We start from the raw sequence: 20,645 nt of genomic DNA, 5'->3' as shown, positions 1-20,645 counted from the left end.
GATGGTGCATATTCCATCCTTGTTCGATGTTGGTAGCGTCACCCATGCCGGACGGGTGCGGGAGCGGAACGAGGATTCATGTTTGGTCCGAACCGACGTCGGCCTTTGGGCGGTCGCCGACGGTATGGGTGGTCACGAGGCCGGCGATCTCGCCAGTCGCATTGTCGTGCAGTCGCTTGACGCGATCGGCACGCCAGAATCAGCCGCAGACCTGCTGGCGGAATGCGAGGAGCGGCTGTTCAGCGCAAACCAGCAGATACTGGCGCTAAGTCATGAACGACAGGGTGCCACCGTCGGGACCACAGCGGCGGTTCTGCTCGTTCGCGATAGCTACTATGCCTGCATATGGGCGGGTGACAGCCGGGTCTACCTGATCAGTCGTGGCGCAATTAGCCAAGTGTCGCATGATCACAGCGAACTGGAGGAACTGATCGCCGAAGGTACGCTGTCGCGCGAAGACGTGAATGATTGGCCGAGCAATGCCATTACTCGTGCCGTCGGTGTCGCCGATGATCCGGAATTTGAGGTGGTGACAGGCCCGGCCGAGCCGGAGGATATCTTCGTGATCTGCAGCGATGGCCTGACCAGGCACGTGCAGGACGACGAGATCCTGCAGCACGCGGCTACGCGACGCGCCCAGGCGGCTTGTGATGACATGCTCGCGCTGGCTCTTGATCGTGGCGGGCTTGACAATGTGACGATTGTGATCGTGCGACTGCTGACGCCACGATCTCAGGAGGCGACAAGATCTCCGCTCAATCGGGAGCCGCAACCATGACCCCGAACGATCCGTTCCGATCGTCCTATCACGGCGTGCCGCCCGGCACGCGTCTCAACGGCATTTACGAGATCGAAGCGGTGATCGGCGCGGGCGGCATGGGTGAGGTCTACAAATGCCGCGAGATCCAGACTGGATCGCCTGTTGCCGTGAAGATGCTGCTGCCCGACATGGTTGACAACGAGGCGGCGCTCGCGCTGTTCCGTCGAGAGGCCGCGGCACTCCACAATCTTCCGCATGACGCGATCGTTCGCTACTTCCTGTTTACCGTGGAGCCGGTGCTGCAGCGACCTTATCTCGCGATGGAATTCGTGAATGGCCGCTCGCTCTCGAACATGCTCGATGATGGGCCGTTGACCTTCGAGGCGCTGATCAGGCTGATGCAGCGCGTCGCATCGGGACTGGAGGCTGCCCATGAGCACGGCATCATCCATCGTGACGTTTCTCCGGACAACATCATCGTTCCGCTCGACGACGTCAGGCGGGCCAAGATCATCGACTTCGGCATCGCGCGGTCGACCCAGATGGGTGACAAGACCATCATCGGCTCGGGCTTCGCCGGCAAGGACAATTACGCATCGCCGGAACAGGTTGGGTTGTACGGCAATGACGTGACTGCGAAATCCGATGTCTACAGCTTCGGTCTTGTGCTGTTCCATGCGCTGACCGGACAGAAACTCGACATGGGCGGCAGCCAGTTTCAACTGGTGGAGAAGCGCCGGCGTGTGCCCGATCTCGGTGCGGTGGATATGCGAATCCGGCCTTTGCTGGAGCGGATGCTGCAGCCCGATCCGGCCTTGCGCCCGACCATGGGGGAGGTCGCCAGCTGGACGCCAACCGGTTCGGCCCAGACACCGGCTGCGCCGTTATATGGCTTTGATCCGCTACGGCGGCCGGAAAGCGCGGCGCCGGCGTCTCAGGACAGGATGCCGTCGACCGCGCGGAGCGCGCGCGGCCTCTGGCTGGGGGCGGGCGTGGCGGCATTGTTGCTGCTGGTCGGCGGTGGCGGATATGCCTTCTACAAGCTGGTCTGGTCAGCGCCCGGCACCGCGGTCTTGCCGCCACCTCCGAAACTCGCTGGAACAATGGTGCCGCCGAAGGTCGAGCCCGCTGGACCACAGCCCGGACGCCAGGAGACAGAGAAGTTGTCCGCGCAGCCGACGGCAACGCCTTCTCCGGCGCTCGATGGGCCGGGGCGAGCTGAGCGCATCCGCAAATACGTGGCCCAATATTCTGGCGGTGACTGCTTCTTTGTCTTGCCGATTGCTGTGAGCCCAAATGCGGCTGTCATCGAAGGGTTCGGTGCCTCGACCGCCCCATTCGACACCTTCGACAAAGCGTTTCGGCGTGAGCAGGGTTTCGAAGCTTCGGTCGGCGTCAGGCAAGTGACCCAGGCGCAATGCCCAGCCGTCAAGTTCTTGAGCCAGGTCGGGAGCGATCAGGCGCGAATGCCACGCATCACCCTGTCAGCGACAGAGCTGAAGGGCGGCGAAACCCTCAATGGGACCATTGAGAATTTTGCCAACCGCGTGGTGGAGCTGCTCATGGTGTCGGATCGCGGCGAAGTCCAGAGCCTCTCTTACCTTCTGAAGCCGGGCATCGACTCACTTTCGTTTACGCTCCCGACAGCGCGCGCGAGCGGTCCGCAATTGCTGTTGGTCGTGGCGGTTCCTCAGGTTCTGGACTCATTGCGCCAGCCGCGACCGATGGCTGCCGACACGTTCTTTCTGCAGGCGCTAAGCGAGGCTCAGCGCAACAAGGTGACTGTCATCGCGGCCGCGCGCTACGTGCTGCTCACCAATTGACCGGCACGCTCAGAATGTTCCGATCACCAGGATTTTCAGGTCGGCATCCGGCTTGAAGTCGCTTGCCGTATATTCAAGCATGTTTCCAGTCGCAGACGATGCCTTTAGCCGCCCAGGACAGAAGCTCACCAAGCGGTCGCTGCCGCCTGGGTCGATAGTCAGTTTGAATGAGCGGATCGGCCCGGCCCAATTCGCGCCGGTCTTGAGCACATACGATATGCGCCGCTCCTGCAGCTTCGCGCTGTTGGTCTGGTTACTGCTCGCGCGCTTGTCGAGTTCGGCGAGGAACGTATCCTGGACGCAGTACTCTTTCCGGTAACGCGCGACTTCCTGAGCGAGTGCGCCGCTGCGGCGCAGGCTCGAGCGCAGGATGGTGTCGGGACTTGAGCCGACGCTCGGCCGGTACTGGTGTTCGACCAAGACGGTGCGCATGGGCGGAAACACCTGCTGGCGCACAGCCGAGGTCTTGATAACCCAACCCGGCGCATATTGCTGCCGGCCGTTGTCGCTCATTCCGGCAGGTATCAGAAGTCCGTCGTCCACGAGCCGGACCCTGATCGCCTCGGGCAGGTCGTTCACCCGGATCTCGCGGCTACCAATCGGCAGCAGCGGCAACTTGAGTTCGCGGAGCAGGGCACTGACATCCCTGTTGCCGACCATTGCGCGCTGATCGACGGTCAGCGGCGCCGGGCTGCCATCGACCTTGGTCTCGAAGTCGACGAAGTTGATCGGATCATTTGACGGCAGTGCGATGTTCTCAGCCTCCGACAGGTCGATGTCGGGCAGCGGAAAGGCAACGGTAAGCGTGACCGGCTTGGCGGTGACGTTGGCGAATTGGTAGCGAACGCTAATCCTGTCGAGCGCGATACGAAGGTTCTCGCTCTCCATGGCCACGTCATTGGTGCGTACGAACTGGAGCCCGCCGATCGACAATTCCGCAGCCGAGTCGTTGGCGCGTGCCGGCCAGCCCGTCGCAACCAGCAGCGCGACCATGGAGGCCCGTATCCAGAACGATGGTCGGGGCGAGGGTCCGTTCGGCAAGCTAGTCTCGATGCGGCGTTGCAGCATATGCTGGTTCCATCCGATGCGGGTCAATCGATCGGCTGATAAAGATCGCCCCACTCGGACTTCCAGACCCCGTCTGGATCGCACACTACGAGCGCGAGCTTTACGTCGTTTGCCAGCCGGATCGCGCCGCGAAAAGCATCCTGAGCCGGCAACTGCGCGCTGACCTGGTCGGTGGTCAGCCGTCCCCCGCTCGCGGCGGCCGGCAGCACGATCGATCCGGAGATGCCGTCATTGTCGCGTTTCAGGACAAGCGTGATCGCGTCTGGCTGGACTTCGCTCACCTGCTCAAATCTATTCCGGGCCATGTTTTGCACCGCAAGCTGAAGACATTCGGACTATCACCGTCCAGTGATAGATTGAACGTGATTGAGATTGCTCACCACTAATTGACGCGCCGCATCAACGGCATCTCGGATTAGTCGATCCGACGCGGCGATCGGTTCGGGGTACATTGAGGCGAACATGCTTCGTCCAAATCATTGGATCTGGGTCTTCATCGTTGGTGCTGGCATTCTTGGAACCAAGGCGTATGGCGACGATACTGTCGTACGCAGCTTTGCCGGCGGTTCGGCTGCTTCCATGGTCGGCATCGTCCCGGCCAGCGAGGACGTGGAACTCGCGGGACCGCAAGCACTCAGCGTCGACGGGCAGGGCAACCTGTTTGTGCTCGATCAGATCAACGGTCGCATCCTCCAGTTTGATCCGAAACAGCCGAGCTCAGATCCTGACGTCCTCAACATGCCGAAAGACGTCCAGCCGACGGATCTCGTCGTCCACAACGACGACATCATGGTTTGGGACGGCGGCGTACGGACGCTCAAGGCGGCGCCGGGGCAATCCACGCGCGGCCTCGGTGGTGATGTGATCCAGCTTGAAGAGGTCTCGAGCCGCGGCGCGGACGACCAGGTCGCCGTCTCGGCTTTTGCCCAGATGGGATCGCAGGCGCCAGGCAGCGCGACCGACCTGCTCGACCAGAACACCCGCGCGGCCATCATCAAGACGACGCGGCAGCCCGACCGGCAATATGTTGCTACTCGAAGCAAGGGCTCGGTGATCGCCGACATCATTCCGGACAAGGGCAATGCCAGCGTACGGGTCGAAATCCAGACCATGGTCACCAACGAGACGATCGGCCAGCTCGGCCTGCGGGTGCGAAACCAGCTCGGCACGGTAGAGTTTCTCGAGATCGACAACAGTGACCGCTTCTATGTGCTGGCGGAGGACGTTCCGCCATCGGGAAAGAACGCCTCCACGTTCGTCGCACGCTACGCCGCGAACGGGCGTCTCGAAGGAATCTATGAGCTTCCTTTGGAAAACACGCCGCTGACCCGGCGGTTCGTAACGGTTTCGGGCGATGGCGATGTCTATTTCCTGCGGACCAAACCGGACGGTATTGAAGTGGTCGGCGTGGGCTTCAGGCCTCTGACCAACGCTTCGATTATCGACGTGCGGCCGTCGCGAACGGCAGCCGCGCCGGCACCGCAATCCGGCGTCAAATTTGACGCGTCGGCCGCCGTGAGACCGTCCAATCGCCAGCAGGCGATCGAGACAGCGTTTGCGTTCGAGGGCATCCAGTGGAAGCTGACGCAGGCGAATTACGGCAACGATCCCGACAGCCAATGCAGCGGCTTCAGCCGTGTTCGTCGGCCGTGGTATCTGCAGGGAAAGGTGAACCAGGAGGTCCGCGGCGTACCCTATTGCTGGGGCTGCCACGGTTCGCTCGCGAACTTCCGGCAGCGGATCGAGAGCGGAACGCTGGCTGGCAATGTGTGCACTCGCAATGCGCCACGGCCGGATGTGGCTGGCGTCGACTGTTCGGCCTTCGTCAGCGCCGCGTGGGGGCTGTCCGTCCACTACACGACTGCCGCTATCCCCGCGATCGCAGCCCCCGTGGCAAACCCCTGGGACCTGAGGCCCGGCGATGCGCTGAACAAGCCGGGCTCGCATGTGATGTTGTTCCTGCGCTTCACGCCGGATCGCAAGGCCGAGGTGATGGAATCCTCGACCGGTGGCTGCAACGGCCGCGTCTGCCGCAACGTCTACCCGTTGGCGAGCCTGCTTTCGCGCGGCTACGTTCCGGTCCGCTTTCGAGCCTTCGCGGACGATCAGACGGCAGTTTCAGCGAGCGCCTATCAGGAAACCGAACAATCGCCGGCGGGCCGCAAAACGGCAAGCAAAAGGCGCTGAACCCGGTGTGTCGCCAGAGCTACAAAATGGGTAGGCATGATGTCGAGGTGGATCACGATGCGGATGCCCAGAGGATTTGATTGCGGGATCAGGCGGCTATGCGCCACCATCGGGCTCGCCGCGCTGATCGGGCTGATAGCCCCTCACGCATATGCGGCAGGAGGACTGTCGATCAGCAATCCGGACGGGGCGGCGGTGCGCGCGCTCGTGATCGGGATCGATGACTATCAGCACGTGCGGAAATTGAAGGGCGCGGTCGCTGACGCCACTGACATCGTGACCAGCTTGAAAAACATGGGGGTTGGCGACGTCGTCGTACTGACGAACGCCCAGGCCGACAGGGCAAGCGTCCTGCGCGAGATCAGTGCACTGGTGGAGCGGACCAAGAACAACGACCTCATCTTTCTGTCGATCGCCGGTCATGGCACCCAGGAGCCGGAGCGCGTCAAGGGCTCGGAGCCGGACGGAATGGAAAACGTGTTCTTGCTGCCAGGCTTTGAAATTACGCCAACCGGGTCGGTTGAACGTGTTCTGGGCAGTGAGTTCAACCATTTCATCCGGCAGTTCGAGCTGCGCGGGGCGAGGGTGATCTTCGTGGCTGATACCTGCCACGGCGGCGGTATGGTGCGCGATATCGATCCGCGTGCCGCTGAGATGAGCTTCCGGCAGGTCCCGCGTTACACGTTGCTGGTCGACGAACTCAAGCCGGTGTCGGACAGCAACGATCCGAAGTCAGAACTCGATCTTGACCACACGGCGTTCCTGGCTGCGGTGGACCGCTACACCAAGGCGCCGGAAGTCCGCATCCCTGGCATCGATGGCCTGCGCGGGGCTCTCAGCTATGCGGTCGCGCGGGCCGTGGAGGGGAGCGCGGACATCAATCACGATGGGAAGGTGACGCTCAAGGAGCTCTTCAGCAATGTTCGACAGGTGGTCTATCAGCTCTCGGACCAGCGCCAGAACATCGTGACCGTATCATCGCCGCCTCAGACGCCGGATACCGACGTCGCCTTCGAATTGACGCGCGGTGTCGTGCTGATTCAGGGGCCGGCCGCGAGAGCGGCCTCTGGGCCGGCCGGATCCGGGGCCATCGAGGGACAGGCGCCCGCGCCGCCGTCTGTCACGGCCAAGGCACCAACCATTCCGACCCTTGCCGCGGCGGCAACCAAGGAACTTCCGGCCGGCGACGCGCCGGGGCCTCTCCGCCTCGCTGCACCAATCCGGCTGGCGGCGCTCGACGGCAAGACGAGCTATTTTGCAAGCGTGAAGCCAAAAGATGTTCCCGTGCAGGCGGTCCAACCGACGGACAATCCCGACCTGATCTGGGATCCCGTGTCGCACGACGTGATCGCGTGGGGCGACGTGGTCGCCTACGGGATCGACGTTGCAAACCTGCCGACGGTAGTCGACCGGACAGCGGCAATTCGTGAACTGAAACGCATTGCGACCCGGTCGCCGCAGATCATGCGCATCTGGCCAGACGATCGCCAACAACGTGCTGGCCAGACCGTCGAAGTTGACCTGTCTGATGTGGCGTCAAGGGCGGTGCTGCTGTTCAATGTGTCTGGCGATGGCACCATCCAATTGTTGTATCCGGTGGGTTCTGATGCGGCGCTGGCCCGATCGGCGAGTTTGCGCCTACCGCTCAGGGTCGGCGAGCCGTTCGGTGCGGAACAGATCGTTGCGGTGACCTCGCAGCAACGCATGGTAGATCTTGAGACAGCCCTAATGCAGTTCAACCGGCGTCGCGCCTCGGGGCAAGTGATCAAGAGTCTCGAGCGTTACTTGCCCGCAGACGCGCGAATCGCCTCGATCGGCTTCTTCAGTGCCCCCTGACTCTTAGGGGAGCAGGCCATGCCGTCATCTCGACCGATCCGCCAGGCGCGACCATGGCTCGCATTCCTGCTGCTACTGGCGGGTAGCGGAGCTGCGCCCGCAGCACCATTGCCGACGGCGTCGTTGCATGTCGGCACGACGTACGCACGTTGGCTTTGGCCGGTACAAGCGGTGCGCGGGCAGACCAATACCGCGAGTGTGTCCCTTCAGATCCTGCCGAGCCAGACCGTCAACGTCGGCGGCAAGGTCTCGTTCGGCGTCACCGCCAGGAGGACTGGATATCTCATTTTGGTCGACGTCGACGCGGAAGGGCGGATGTCCCAGATCTTTCCGACCCCCGAGCTATTGGCGCAGTCGAACGAACGCGACATCAATCTCGTCAAGCCGGGTGTCGAATTTGTTGTTCCTGCCCCGACGGCGCGACAGCGTGGTTTTGAATATATCGTCGCACCGCCGACGGGGTCCGCAGTGATGATCGCCATCCTGAGCGAGCGACGCGTGCAATTGCTCGATTTGCCGGACATGCCCCGCAAGCTGGAAGGTCAGGCCGACGCGTTGAGCTATCTATCGGCCTGGACCAGCGAGCTGCGCGTGCCGGACAACAGCAGCGGAAAGCTGGTGACGAACAATTGGTCGTTCGACGTCAAATCTTATTCCATCAAGTGAGTCCGGTGAAGCTTGGGTTATAGCTTGCTCAGTCGGCTGAAGAAGCCACCCCGGGCGATCATGTAATGAATGTCCTTTGGAAAGGGAAAAGCGCTGCGAACGTTGGAAATTGCGTGCTGGAGGAATTCCCCGCGCTGCGGCGCCGGCTTATGCCGCGGCTGGTCCGCGACCTGCGGTATCATGAAGCGATCCACGAAAGCCGGGTCAAGATCGTTGACCCTGACCATCTGGCCAAATGCCGGGAATAGGTCGTAATGACCCAAGCTTACGCTGAGGTTCTTGAGGGCAGGGCGCTGAGGCTGAGTTTGATTGCCATCGGTCGTCGCCAGCCCACGCCCGATCAGGTCCAGCTTCACCGATTGCGGCAGAGTTGATGGACCATACACGATCTCGAGCGCCCGGCCGCTCTGTCCGGACAGCCATTGGTACCAGAAGGTCGCATCATCGGGCCGCGCATTGGCACCGTAGAGGCAGTCAAATCCCCAACAGGCCGTCAGCTTGCCCTGATACTTTCCAAGGCTCCCGACGAGATTGCGCATGCCGTTACCGCCGCCGGAGTGGCATGCGATGATGAGCTTGCCGATCTGGAGCTGAGGAATGGACGTCGAGGAGAGACCCAGGAACCTGGCAAGAGCTCCAAGGATCTCCTCGATATAGCGTTCGCCCCAGTTCGCGGTTGCCAGGTCAGACACGCTGTAGTTTCCGGCAAAGGTGTCGCCAACGGCATATTCGTAGCCCAGGAACGGCGCGATAAGCACTACGTCCTTGCCGGAATCCCGGACCTGTTCGCGCAGCCGCGCTGGGTCGCTGTGGAAGAGGAATTCATGGTTTTTGACATAGAAGCCGTGAAGCCAGATCACGACGTCGAACTTGGTGGCAGATGTTGGGTGCTTTGGCGGAAGATAAACCGCCGTCGGCTTCATGCCGGGTGCCTGCCGCTTCGTAAAGAGCGTCACCCCGGGAAAGGCGTTGGCGTCCTTTTGCTCAAGCTCACACGCAACCACGCAGGTCGCTCCGCTTCGGCCAATCCAGGCACGGACCTGGATGACCCAGTGTTAAGCTCTGCCGCCCGTCACACCTTCTCGACACCAAGATCCGCGCGGCCTCCTGGCCTTCCATGACGCCGTGGCAGTCTTGCGCGTTGCTAGTTGCAGGACTCGACATTACCCACGTTGCCCCCGGGGCCGCCGCCGCCACGGTATTCGAGGTGGCAGCCGCTTCTAACCTGACGGCACAGAGATTGATCGCAAACGACCTGACCACCGCCGCCGCCGGACCTCGCAGTTGCTTGTCGCCGCGGAACGTCGGCTGCCGGCGCCGGCCTCTCGCGTGCCGAACGATCCGCACGTGACGGACGCTCGTCCGTGTTGCGCTTTGCAACCGGTTTCTTCCCGGGTCGCTTCTCGCATTCATTGTCGTCGTTGAGGAACGAACCCTCGGCACAGGTGATCCTGCTGCACTGGTCACCGTCAGCCTTGTAGCCATGATCACAGATCAGGGGACAGACCCGGGACGGCTTGAGCTTGATTGCGTCAAGCGCGTCGAGACTTGCGAGCTTGGCGTCGAATTTGGTTCCCGCGTGCTGGTTGAAGAGAGCCAACGAGCGCTGTGAGGCCGCATTCCATTGGCCATTGACGGCGCCGGTGAAGCAGCCGACGCGGCTCAATTCGCCTTGTACAGACTTGGCGATATCTACGGACTTAGAGAGATCGGCCTTTGCGATATCGGTCTGGCGCGGCTCGTCGCTCAGCGCGGCAAGCTTGGGCGTCTTGCTGTCCTCAGCGGGCGTAGCGGCCGCTGGCTTATCCGCGACGGTACTCTCAACAGCCGGTTTATTCCCGGAGAGTGCAGCGACGATTGTAGATTCGGATGCAATACGTTTCCGTTCCGCCTCTGCGGCCTGCTCCTGCGCCGCTTGCTTCGTCTTCTCGGCCGCAATCCGGGCCTCTTCCGCAGCCTTCAGATCCGCGGCCGCCTTCTCCTGGTCGGCACGCTGGGCGCCCTGGGACATCAGGCGAGCTCGCTGCTGCTCGGCCTCCTGCGCTTTCGCCGTGGCCGCGACGCGTGCGTCCTCGGCGTCGAGCTGATTGAGCTGCAGCTTGGCCAGATTTGAGTAGTATCCGTCCGGATGTTGGGTCAGGAACGCGTTCAGAGCAGGCTTGTTGCGGAGCTGCAAGGCCAACTCGTAATCACGTCGAATTTCCGACTGGGGGTTGGCTGCCTGTACCGGCTCCTCGGCCTTGGTCGCCGGAACAAGCGCAACGTCTTCGCCGCCGAGCGAGCCGTAGACATAGGGTTCCTGTCGGTTGCCCGTGGCTTGCAAGACATCGTCGCGGACGAAGCCGAAAGCCCTTCGCAAGTCGAGCCCCGGCTTTGCGATGTACTTCACGAGGGCCGTCGCGTACGGGCTATTCTGGCTGTTGCCATCGAGTGCGGTTAGTCCCGCTTTGGCGGCAAACGCGATCAGCGTGTTGGAGACGGTGGGCTCGACCCTGGCCAGTCCACGGCTGATCGATCGCGAGGCAACTGTACGTTTCATCGAGTCGGCAAACGGATTGTTGCGGCACGCGTCGACGATCACCACGCGTAGTTGCCTCGCAGGCTCAATCGCCAGCAGGACGCGGTCGAGCGAGAATGCTTCGTCATAGATGTCCGTGTCTCGTTCGAGTCTGGCGTCGGTCGGGATCAGATAGTTTGTCCCGTCGATCTCGATACCGTGGCCAGCGTAGTACACCAGGGCTATATCGGCATTGCGGGCCTGATCGGCGAATTCTCTCAAGGCCCGCCGCATATCGGTCGCGGCGAGGTTAAGTCTTGAGTCAACCACATCGAAACCTGCTCCCTTCAAGGTCGCGGTGATAGCCGCAGCGTCGTTGGCCGGGTTTGGGAGCAGAGGGGCGTTTTGATAGTTGGCATTGCCGATCACCAAAGCCACGCGCTTTGTCGCCCAGGCTGGCTGACAGGCCAGGAACAGCGAAGCGGCGAGAAGAAGCAAAACTCGAAGGTGCCTGTACACTCTCATGGCGAACACCCAACCTATGGCCCGTAGAATGGTGACGTCGCGAAGATGGCCGCGTGAGAAATAACTCTTGAATTCGTACGCTACTGGCGGCTGCCTATCTGCATACAGTACCAATCTCGAGCCCGATCCATTCCTATGTGTTGTTGCGAAATGCGGACGCGTTCAAAAGGCACGGAAGATATTGCGCCGGGCGCTGTCCGCCGATTCATGTGGATGATAGGCGCCCGCCAGTACTCTGCTGAGGGCGCGATCACAATATAAGACATTGATATAAAACGGTTATTTTTCTGGGGGCTGCTCGTGGCAGCGCGGCACAAGGCCTCCGGCTTGGTTCAAACTCGAGTTCCGCTGAGCCGCACATCGAGGAGACGTGAAGCGCGGTGTCAGGCGTGCGGATCGATCGCCTTGGTCGAGAGCTCCGGCCCGGCCTGATGAACTCGCCGCCCGAGTCTCGCGGGGATCAGACCTGCAGGGATCAGAAAAGGCGTTGCTGCGGCATAGACGTCATATTCAGGGAAGGCCAGTCTTAGAATCCGCTCTTCGTTGATCATTCGTCGGCACTGAATCATCGCAACCACGATGGCGATGAGCACGGCAAGTGGTGAAAGGACCTGAAGTGTGACACCGACCAACGCAATCCCCTCACATAGGTAGAGGGGATGCCGGACGACTCGATAAGGCCCTTCCGTCACAAGGCGCCTCGCCTCCGGTAGAATGCTGAAGGATTTGCCCAACCAGCGGAGTACCACGATAGAAAGCGAGATCCCCACCAGGATCAACGTCGTGGACAGAGCCGACCAGATCGGGCCGAGCTCTGCCTTCGGAAGAAAAGCGAGTGCGACGGTCGGAAATGCGCCCAGCAAGGCCGAGACCCGCATCTCAACGCCCTTCGACTTCATTGTCGGGACCAGCCGGGTCATGGTTGTCAGTGCAACGAGTCCGAGGAACAGGACGTTGGCAATACTGGCTGCGATCATCAGCAAGTTGTCCACGCTGCCCAACGGGAGGCGATGGATGCTGGCGGCGCCAATGAGAGCAGACCCGCCATAGACGATCACGATCGCCACCCTGGAGGTCCAGTCCAGCCAGGGATTGACGCCGCCGGCGATCCGGTTCCTGGCTGTCCCCTCCTGGCCGACCTTCGCGTCAGTCACAGCAGTGATCTCGCTCGCTCAAAATCTGCCTCACTAGACGCCAGGCCTCCGGAGAGGTCAATTGGCTGGCCACATCTCCGAGCGCGGCCACACCAGCCAGTCCCATGCGGTTCCACATTCCGCGGACCTTCCGGATCGTCGAGTTGTCATTGAACCGAACCTGTCGTGGCGACACGAATGATAAAGCGCATAATTAAACAGTAGTACTGCCATGGGTTTGCACGGATTCGTGAATTTGCGCCGAATCTTGTTCCTTCTTCCTGTGCTGCTGCTCTTCTTCTGTCAGCCGGCATGGGCGGGGAATCGCGTCGCACTTGTCATTGGCAATTCTGCCTACAAAAACGCGGCGCCACTTTCGAATCCCGTCAATGACGCTGCGATTGTCGAGGCGACACTAAAGAACGCAGGTTTTGACGTTGTGCAAACCCGCCAGGATCTTCAGGCGATCGAGATGCGGCGCACGCTGCGCGATTTTGCCGATCAGGCTCGCGACGCAGATGTGGCCGTCATCTACTACGCCGGTCATGGTATGGAGATCGAAGGTACGAACTACCTGATCCCGGTCGACGCCACCCTCGAGCGCGATACGGATGTGTACGATGAGGCGTTTTCGCTCGATCGCGTCATGCTGGCCATTGAACCGGCAAGGCAGCTGCGACTTGTGATCCTCGACGCTTGCCGCAACAATCCTTTCTCCGAAAAGATGAAACGGACGGTCGGCTCGCGGTCCATCAGCCGGGGCCTTGCCCGAATTGAGCCGGCGACGGCGAATACTCTGGTTGCCTTCGCCGCCAAGGCAGGCTCGACAGCGTCGGACGGCAACAGCAAGAACAGTCCCTACGCTGCCGCATTGGTCAAATATATCGGGACTCCGGGTCTGGATTTGCGCAGAGTGTTCGGCTTCGTTCGCGACGACGTCATGAAAGCGACGGGCAATCGGCAGGAGCCCTATGTTTACGGCACGCTTGGCGGCGACGACGTGCCGCTGGTGCCAGCCAAGGAAACAGCCAAGGAAACAGCCAAGGGGCCAACCAGGGAACCAGCCGGAGAACCAGCCAAGGAAGCCGCGAAGGACGCCGCCCCATCGCCAACGCTGCGATCCGAAATACGGCGCGACTACGAGCTCGCGCTGCAGGTTGGCAACAAGGATGCACTGAACTTCTTCATCGTCCAGTATCCGGATGGTTACTACGCAAGTCTCGCAAAGCTTCAGCTCGCCAAAATCGATGCGGAGGAGAAGCGTGTTGCTGCGGCCGAAAAGGCGCGTCAGGCCGAGCAGGAGCAGGCGCGGCTCGTCAACGAGGGCGCACAACAGATGCAACTTGCCAAGGCTGCGTCGGATCTGAAGGCAGCGCAGGAAGCTCGGGCCGCCGCCGAGGCCGCCAAGGAAACCGCGCAGCATCAGGCTGCTCAAGCCGAACAAAGGCGTGTCGCGGCTGAAACGGCACCTGCCGCGAAGAACGCTGCACCATCAGCAACAGGGCAGCCGCAAGAGGCGAAGGCAAACACGGACACAAAAGTGGCAGCGCTCCCCAATCCACAGGCTCCCGTGCCGCCACCTTCGCCAGCTGAGCTGGCAAAATCGGTGCAAAGCGAATTGCGCCGGGTCGGCTGCCTCACGGGATCGGCCAGTGGGGAGTGGGATGCGGCGTCGCGGCGCTCGCTTGAGCTGTTCAATCAAAGCGCCGGCACCAAGTTCGATACCAAGACCGCGAGCGCCGATGCGCTCGATGCGATCAAGCTCAAGCCGGCGCGGGTTTGTCCTTTGATTTGCGGATCCGGCCTCAAGCGCGACGGCGACCGTTGTGTCAAGATTGCCTGCGCTGCGGGTTACTTTCTGAATGGCAACGATGAATGCGAGAAGCGCAAGGTCCGTCAGGCCCCGTCCGCAAGACTTGAACGAAGGGAGAGGGAGGCTGCTCCTGCAAGACCCGCAAGACCCGAGGCCAGCGCAAGCAACAAGCCGGAAGGCAGCGGAATGCCATTCATGTTCTTCCTGCCCTGAAGATTTCAGCTGATATCGTGTAGCGCCGTGTTCAAGCATGCCGTTCGAGTCTGCATCGGCCATTCTGAACGTAAGCCCGGCCCCAGTCTTTCCTTGCGGAGACTTCCGGGTCTTCGCGACACATTTTCCAACTGGATTGGCCGACCCGCGCACCAGGGGCACATGCTCGTCTGACCTGATTCACGTTCAGTCGACGAGGCGGGCGAAACGTGGCTCGTTAGTCGCCGTTGTGGCTAACAAGGGTCAAACAAACCGCTCACGATCGGAATTTCGGACTTCGGAGAAGCTGATGCCCATTCCGTTGAGGATTTACATCACGCCATTTGCCGACAGGGGGGTCGTTGAGCCCGGGCAATGGAGCAGCGACACGGCCAAGAAGGCGCTCGACGTGGTCAATACGATCTGGTCAAAGGCCAAGATCGCGTTCGTGATCAGCGATTGCTTGATGGAGAAGCCGCTCGACATGGCAAAGAGCGCGCGCAGCAATGATCAGCGATTGCTGGGTGTTCTTGCCTCTCGGCACGATCCGGACAATGCCATCCACATCTACCTCGTCAATTCGATTGAAAATCTATCCGCCGGCGGAAGTTCATACCCCAATAGCGAACCCGAGCCGGCAAGCTTCGTCCAGTGGTATGGCAATGACCACGCCAATGGACGCGCCTGGGCTCACGAGCTTGGCCATCTGATGAGCCTCGATCATGTCGAGATCGACTATTCCAATGAGAAGCAGGCGGCGCAACGCGTCAAGAACCTCATGACGAAAGGATTGAGCGCCGGCTCCGACTTGACTGGCCAGCAGATCGATGCAGCCAAGGGCTCAAAGCTGATCAAGCGATTTGGCGGATAAGTCGTCGGCCGACCGCCGAAGTCGCCGTCGTCCTGCAGATCGCGTGTCCGAAGCGGGGGAACGTCCTCCTCGCGTGGCGATCTCCGCCGAATTCAGAAAAACGACTACATTGTGGCAATCGGCGCGGTCATTTCGGCACGGGTCTGGAGCCCGATCTAATCCGCCCATCCAGGCATGGGCCGGACAACGGCGCGCGCTTAATGGGCGCTTAATGCTTTTGCGCAACAGATAGATCACCAGCGCGGAATTAGTCCTAGTTACGAGTGCGAGCCGAGCTCCCGGAGGAGGGGAATCGGATGGGACTGCTTTTTGTCGGAGTGCTGGCGGGAGTCCTGATCGGCTTTGGCTGGTTTGCGCCTTCCCGAGGGTATTTCCTCGGATGCGCGTCACGACCCTGTTTCGCTGTCGCCCAACCCGCGCAGCCAATGCCGACGGCGTTGGCGCAAGAGCCTGCGGCTGTCAGATCGAGTTCCGCAACGCCGGCAAGGCCCGGCAAGACATCATCTCCGAAATCTCCGAAGAAACGCGGATCGACCGACCTTGCCAAAGCGGCGTCCCCGCGGACGAGCATCAGCGTCCCGGCATCCGAACGGCCCGCGGAAATGCCGGACCCTGCTCTGGACAAGGCGAAGGTTGCGATCGCGACGCAGATGAGGGGGCCGGAAACGGTCGAACTCAGCGACGTGAAGCGCGCAATGCGAAAGAACATGTTTGGACGCGCCGTGGATACGATTTGCGGCCGCGTGAAAGGAAGAAGCGCGTCAGGCGGCGAGACTGGCGAGAGGCCGTTTCTGTATCTCGTGAAGGAGGATGAAGCATATGTCGTCGACGGCAAGTCAGGGTCGGCGGCGTCAACGGCGTATCGAAATATCTGCAATTAGGGATGCGTCGACTGCGCCACCGCGCGGTACACGCCCAGATGATTTGAGCGGAAAGAATTTCCCCCCAGGTGTCGAGTGATCCCGCAGTGGATACGGCACTAACGCGGCACTGCGCCGCTCTCGTGATGATGCATTCAGGATGAATGCAGCAGCAGGGGAGACGCAATACGGAATGGGAATATCGCGGAAGTTCTTTTCATCTCGAGGACATCATGCACGACATAACCAACGCTTCAAAACGGCTCAATGAATCGCTTCACTTGCCGGTTCTGGTGATCATCGAGCCGCTCCTGTTGCCTCGTACATGCATTCTGCACGTCCTCAGGCGGGAGTTGGACGAACTTGAGATCCTCGACATGGCATCGGTCCAAGGCCTGGACTGCACGTCAGCCCGCGATGTTCGTCTGGTGATGCTGAGTATCGCGGACAAGCCCATCGGCGATCCCTCGGTTGAGGACGATCTCGCCTTCGTTGCGGAGTGTTGTCCCAACGCCGCCACTGTGGTCCTGTCAAACCACGAGGACGAGCCGACCGTGCAGGCCGCGATGCAGCGGGGCGTGCGCGGCTTTCTTTCCTCCTCGCTACCGATCGAGATCGCCATAGCCGGCCTGCGCCTAGTTCTTGTCGGCGGCGCCTACAGGCCGTTGCCCGTGGCCGGGATGAACAGGATACCGGATTTCGAGCCGCCGGATGCGCGCGGACTCACGCCCGCATATCTGATGAACGAGGGAGCCAGAGTGGCTATCGACAGGAGCGTGACCGATCTCACGCCTCGTGAGCAACAGGTTCTGGCGGAACTGGAGCTCGGCCTGCCCAACAAGCTGATCGCCGCCAAATTGGGCCTGTCGGAAAGCACGGTCAAAATGCACATTCAGCATATCATGAGGAAATGTGCCGCGCACAATCGCACGGAGGCCGTGCTCCGCTGGCGCGGCCGGTTGCCCGCGCCGAGTCGCGATCACGTCCCCGGCGTGGCTCTCATGCCGGAGACCTAATGCATGATCCGGACCCGGAAGGCGCGATGACGATTCACCCCAATCTCATCGCGCTTCAGTCCTCTCTGAATGCACCACGGAAGCTGTCGAGCAGGGGCCTGAGCGCGTAGAGAGCCACGGTGCCGCGCCCCGTCGTGATGAACACCTGAACCGGCATGCCGGGGACGATCTGGATGTCGTTCGCGACGATCTGTCCGTCGTCGATCCGGATCCTGGTCGCGTAGTATGGCTGGTCGGTACGCTTGTCGAGCAGCCGGTCTGCGGATACGTGCACGACGGTTCCCTTCAGGCGAGGCACGCGACGCTGATTGTACGGTACGAGTTGAACCTCGGCATTGAGGCCGGGATGAACCACATCGATGTCCTCGGGCCTCAGGCGCGCGGTCACGATGAGACGGTCTTGCCGGGGCACCAGGTCCATGAGCGGAGCGCCCGCTCCGATGACGCCGCCGGCCGTATGAACCCGCAGATCGGTTATCACGCCGTCCTCGGGCGCCTTGATCTCCGTTCGCGATAGCTGATCTCTGGCCGCAAGCAACCGCTCGCGGAGCTGGAATATCTGGTTCTGTGCTTCACGAAGCGACTGTGCGATCTCGTTCTGCCTCTCGCTCTCGAGCTTGAACAAGGTGGCCTGCTGTTCGCTGATGACCTGCCCGGCGCGGGCAATCTGCGCGGCGATCTCGCCGCGGCGGCCCTCAACGTCGGCCAGCTCCCGCTGCAGGTTCAGCAGCCGCGGCCGCCGTTCGAGTCCCTTGTTGACGAGGGTCGCGACCATATCCAGTTCCTCCCGAACGATGTCGACCCGTTGCCCGGTGGCGGTTTCCTGAGCCTTGAGACCTTCGATCTCCTTCTCGACTTGACGCCTTCGTTCGCGAATGACCGCAAGCTGCGACTCGTGAACCTGGAGGCGTGCCTGAAAAATGAATTGCTGCGCCGACACCGCGGCGGCCGCCACCTCGCTCTGCCTGCTGTCCTGTTCCAGCGCGTCCGGGATTGCGATCCTCTCGAATCTCTGCTGCTCGGCTTGAAGCCGTGCGGCACGAGCAGCGGCATCCCAGAATTGGCCTTGGAGGCTTTGCATCTCCGAGCCGGCCCGGGTGTCGTCCAGCTCGATCAGCGTTTGGCCGCTGCGCACGATATCGCCATCCGAAACCAGGATCTTCCTGATGATGCCGCCTTCCAGATGCTGAATCGTCTTGCGGCTCGATTCCGATTCCACGACGCCGGACGCGATCGCGGCGCTCTCGAGCGGCGCGAGGCTCGCCCATGTCCCAAGCCCCAGCATGAAGCAGAGCACCAGCAGATTGCCCGCGACGGTGATACCGCGAAGCCTTCCGCGCGGAGAGGTCGGCGTGGGCGTCGAACACCATGGAAATTCCAGAGGCTCGAAATCGTCGATTGCGGTCACCACGACGCCAGATCGCCGGGCGGGCAGGGGGCTCGCCGGCGCTCGCATGAGCTGGTCCCAGACCATGGGAAGTCTCGAGACGGCGGGAAGCTTCCAGATGGTGAGAGAGTTCCAGATCATGGCGCAATCTGCGAAGTAACCTGGGGTCGGCTCAGGTGCCGTTCAAAGATGTCCTCGCTGTCGCCGAACGCGGCGACCGCACCGCCCTCCATGATGGCAATCTTGTCCGTGGCTGCGAGAAGACCCATCCGGTGAGTGACGACGACAAGGATGACGCCTGCGAGCTTCATGCGCTCGATGGCATCCAGCAGCATTCGCTCGCCCCCGTAGTCGAGGCTGGCGTTGGGTTCGTCGAGAACGACGAGACGTGGATTGCCGAAAAAGGCGCGGGCAAGACCGAGGCGCTGCCGATACCCGCGCGAGAAGGTTGCTTCACTCTGAACCAGCGTGTCGTACCCCAGCGGCAGGCCCATGATCGCCCCATGGATACCGACGAGCTTGGCCGCTTCGATGACTTTCCGTCGGTCGGCATCTTCAAGGCGTGCGATGATGTCGTTGATCGTGTCGCCGAGCAGGTTGATGTCCTGGGGGAGATATCCGAGGCGGTCGCCGCTTCGGCCCTCGCGAAGCAGCGAGACGTCGGTATTGTCGAGGAGGATACGGCCATGCGTTGGCATCGACAGCCCGGCGATCACCTGGCCGAGCAAGGACTTGCCTGACCCGGACGGACCGATAATGCCAAGGCATTCTCCGGGCATGAGGGTGAACGAGACGCCGTTCAGGAGAAGATGGTTGGTCCCCGCAAGCCTCACGCCGACATTGTCGACGACGAGGCCGCTTGGCGCCTGCAGCGGAAAAACCTCCGCGCTCTGCTGCCGGGCGGCGGGGAATGCGGCGAGAAGTGCGCCGAGCCGCTGACAGGCGCTCACGGCCGTCACGAGTGATTTCCAGCCTGCGACCGCACTTTCGACCGGCGCGAGCGCCCGGCTGAACATCAGCGTGGCAGCAAAGATGATGGCCGGACTCTTCCCGTGATCGAGGACAAGCCATGCGGCAGCCCCCATGATCAAGACCTGCGACAGTGCGCGAACCGGCTTGGTGGCCAGCGAGACGATCTCGCCTCGCCGGAGTGCCACATCGTGCTCTCTGCGGGCGTGCTGCGCGTCACGGTGGATCATGCGCGCAGCGCTATCGAACATTCCCATGGCGCGGATCATGTGGATGTTGCTCGCTGCAGTCTGGAGGCGGCCGCAGCTTCTGGACAGCGCGGCGCCGGATCTGAGCAGAACGTCTTCGGTGACCAGCTCTCCGGCAACCGTGAGCGCGAACAGGAAGGCGACGCAACAGGCGCCCACCACGCCGAGCAGGGGATGGATCAGAAAGAGGACAAGGAGGAACAGGGGCGCCCAGAGCGCGTCGAACAGCATCGGACATGCGCCGGACTCGACGAACTGGCGCAGCACCGTGAGATCCCGATATGCGCCCGACGCTTGCGTCCGATCGCTGCGAAGCGCCGATTCGAGGCCGGCCGAAAGCACGCAAGGACGAAGGCGATCGTCGAGCCAGGCGCCAAGGCGTCCCAGGACGGCGCGCCGCAATGCATCGAACACGCCGCCGACGACCACTGTGATCGCGACAATGAGCGTGAGCAGGAGCAAGGTGTCGCCACTCCGGCTCGACAACACCCGGTCGTAGATCTGAAGAAGATAGATGGAGGGCGCAAACAGGAGCAGGTTGTAGCTGCAGCTATACGCGAATACGAGACCGAGCGGTCCCGCGCAGGACCGGAGGGCCGTGTGCAGTGGCGTCCCGATCTGCGGCAGGATAGGCAACCGAATGGGCGGCATCAGCATGATCGTCACCGCCTGAAATCGAGGTCCGGCGCGCTTGACCGATGGCCAACGCAATCCGGCAACGGCATCGGTAGATCATTGGCGTGAAATCCAGGACCGGCGGCCGCGGCCGCCGGTCCCGCCAGTCGGACGAGCGG

At 61.7% G+C, this 20,645-nt stretch carries 15 protein-coding genes; 8 read left to right on the top strand and 7 right to left on the bottom strand.

What is annotated here, in order from left to right:
* Window position 1 precedes the first annotated feature (1 nt).
* Window positions 2-778 carry a PP2C family protein-serine/threonine phosphatase gene (locus tag ABIB95_RS21290; RefSeq protein ID WP_354241842.1) on the top strand — a complete coding sequence of 259 codons (777 nt, stop codon included), beginning with the start codon at window positions 2-4 and terminating at the stop codon, window positions 776-778.
* On the top strand, window positions 775-2,583 hold the full coding sequence (locus ABIB95_RS21285; protein WP_354241839.1) for a serine/threonine-protein kinase: 1,809 nt from the start codon (window positions 775-777) through the stop codon (window positions 2,581-2,583). Before ABIB95_RS21290 ends, ABIB95_RS21285 begins: the two co-directional genes overlap by 4 nt.
* A gap of 9 nt (window positions 2,584-2,592) precedes the next feature.
* Here the strand turns inward: ABIB95_RS21285 and ABIB95_RS21280 are convergent, their stop codons facing one another.
* Window positions 2,593-3,576 carry a DUF4424 domain-containing protein gene (locus ABIB95_RS21280; RefSeq protein WP_354241836.1) on the bottom strand — a complete coding sequence of 328 codons (984 nt, stop codon included), beginning with the start codon at window positions 3,574-3,576 and terminating at the stop codon, window positions 2,593-2,595.
* Window positions 3,577-3,674: 98 nt separating this feature from the next.
* Complete coding sequence (locus tag ABIB95_RS21275; RefSeq protein WP_028156828.1) at window positions 3,675-3,956, bottom strand: hypothetical protein; 282 nt, start codon at window positions 3,954-3,956, stop codon at window positions 3,675-3,677.
* A 157-nt stretch (window positions 3,957-4,113) separates the two neighbouring features.
* Between ABIB95_RS21275 and ABIB95_RS21270 the strand changes: the two genes are divergently transcribed.
* From ABIB95_RS21270 to ABIB95_RS21260, 3 genes are read left to right on the top strand one after another with little or no spacing between them, the layout of a single operon-like run.
* Window positions 4,114-5,838: an NHL repeat-containing protein gene (locus ABIB95_RS21270; protein WP_354241834.1), complete on the top strand. Its 1,725-nt coding sequence runs from the start codon at window positions 4,114-4,116 to the stop codon at window positions 5,836-5,838.
* A 57-nt stretch (window positions 5,839-5,895) separates the two neighbouring features.
* Window positions 5,896-7,674, top strand: coding sequence for a caspase family protein (locus ABIB95_RS21265; protein ID WP_354241831.1), 1,779 nt, complete (start codon window positions 5,896-5,898; stop codon window positions 7,672-7,674).
* A gap of 18 nt (window positions 7,675-7,692) precedes the next feature.
* Window positions 7,693-8,340, top strand: coding sequence for a DUF4384 domain-containing protein (locus tag ABIB95_RS21260; RefSeq protein WP_354241828.1), 648 nt, complete (start codon window positions 7,693-7,695; stop codon window positions 8,338-8,340).
* Window positions 8,341-8,357: 17 nt separating this feature from the next.
* On the opposite strand, the gene ABIB95_RS21255 is transcribed toward ABIB95_RS21260, so the two are convergent.
* The 3 genes from ABIB95_RS21255 to ABIB95_RS21245 form a co-directional block, all read right to left on the bottom strand.
* Window positions 8,358-9,344, bottom strand: coding sequence for an alpha/beta hydrolase family protein (locus ABIB95_RS21255; protein ID WP_071911387.1), 987 nt, complete (start codon window positions 9,342-9,344; stop codon window positions 8,358-8,360).
* Window positions 9,345-9,484: 140 nt separating this feature from the next.
* Window positions 9,485-11,266, bottom strand: a complete 1,782-nt coding sequence (locus ABIB95_RS21250) for a caspase family protein (RefSeq protein ID WP_502917852.1) — start codon at window positions 11,264-11,266, stop codon at window positions 9,485-9,487.
* Window positions 11,267-11,745: 479 nt separating this feature from the next.
* Entirely contained in the window at window positions 11,746-12,516 is a 771-nt protein-coding gene (locus tag ABIB95_RS21245) for a methyltransferase family protein (protein WP_354241823.1), read from the bottom strand.
* Window positions 12,517-12,727: 211 nt separating this feature from the next.
* Here ABIB95_RS21245 and ABIB95_RS21240 point away from each other — a divergent pair, with 211 nt between their 5' ends.
* From ABIB95_RS21240 to ABIB95_RS21230, 3 genes are all read left to right on the top strand, one after another.
* Window positions 12,728-14,521, top strand: a complete 1,794-nt coding sequence (locus ABIB95_RS21240; protein ID WP_354241820.1) for a caspase family protein — start codon at window positions 12,728-12,730, stop codon at window positions 14,519-14,521.
* Window positions 14,522-14,558: 37 nt separating this feature from the next.
* Window positions 14,559-15,371: a hypothetical protein gene (locus ABIB95_RS21235; protein ID WP_354241817.1), complete on the top strand. Its 813-nt coding sequence runs from the start codon at window positions 14,559-14,561 to the stop codon at window positions 15,369-15,371.
* A gap of 1,093 nt (window positions 15,372-16,464) precedes the next feature.
* Complete coding sequence (locus ABIB95_RS21230; protein ID WP_071917291.1) at window positions 16,465-17,247, top strand: response regulator transcription factor; 783 nt, start codon at window positions 16,465-16,467, stop codon at window positions 17,245-17,247.
* A gap of 55 nt (window positions 17,248-17,302) precedes the next feature.
* Here ABIB95_RS21230 and ABIB95_RS21225 read toward each other — a convergent pair whose 3' ends face one another.
* Window positions 17,303-18,775: an HlyD family type I secretion periplasmic adaptor subunit gene (locus tag ABIB95_RS21225; RefSeq protein ID WP_085402428.1), complete on the bottom strand. Its 1,473-nt coding sequence runs from the start codon at window positions 18,773-18,775 to the stop codon at window positions 17,303-17,305.
* The gene (locus ABIB95_RS21220; RefSeq protein ID WP_354242047.1) at window positions 18,772-20,508 is read right to left on the bottom strand and encodes a type I secretion system permease/ATPase; all 1,737 of its coding nucleotides are present in this window, start codon (window positions 20,506-20,508) and stop codon (window positions 18,772-18,774) included. The genes ABIB95_RS21225 and ABIB95_RS21220 overlap by 4 nt, the downstream gene beginning before the upstream one ends.
* Between the last annotated feature and the right edge of the window lie 137 nt (window positions 20,509-20,645).

Source organism: Bradyrhizobium sp. LA2.1, from assembly GCF_040547725.1.
GTDB lineage: Bacteria > Pseudomonadota > Alphaproteobacteria > Rhizobiales > Xanthobacteraceae > Bradyrhizobium > Bradyrhizobium barranii.
The sequence above is the reverse complement of the archived record's forward strand: the minus strand, read 5'-3'. Positions and strand labels throughout refer to the sequence as shown.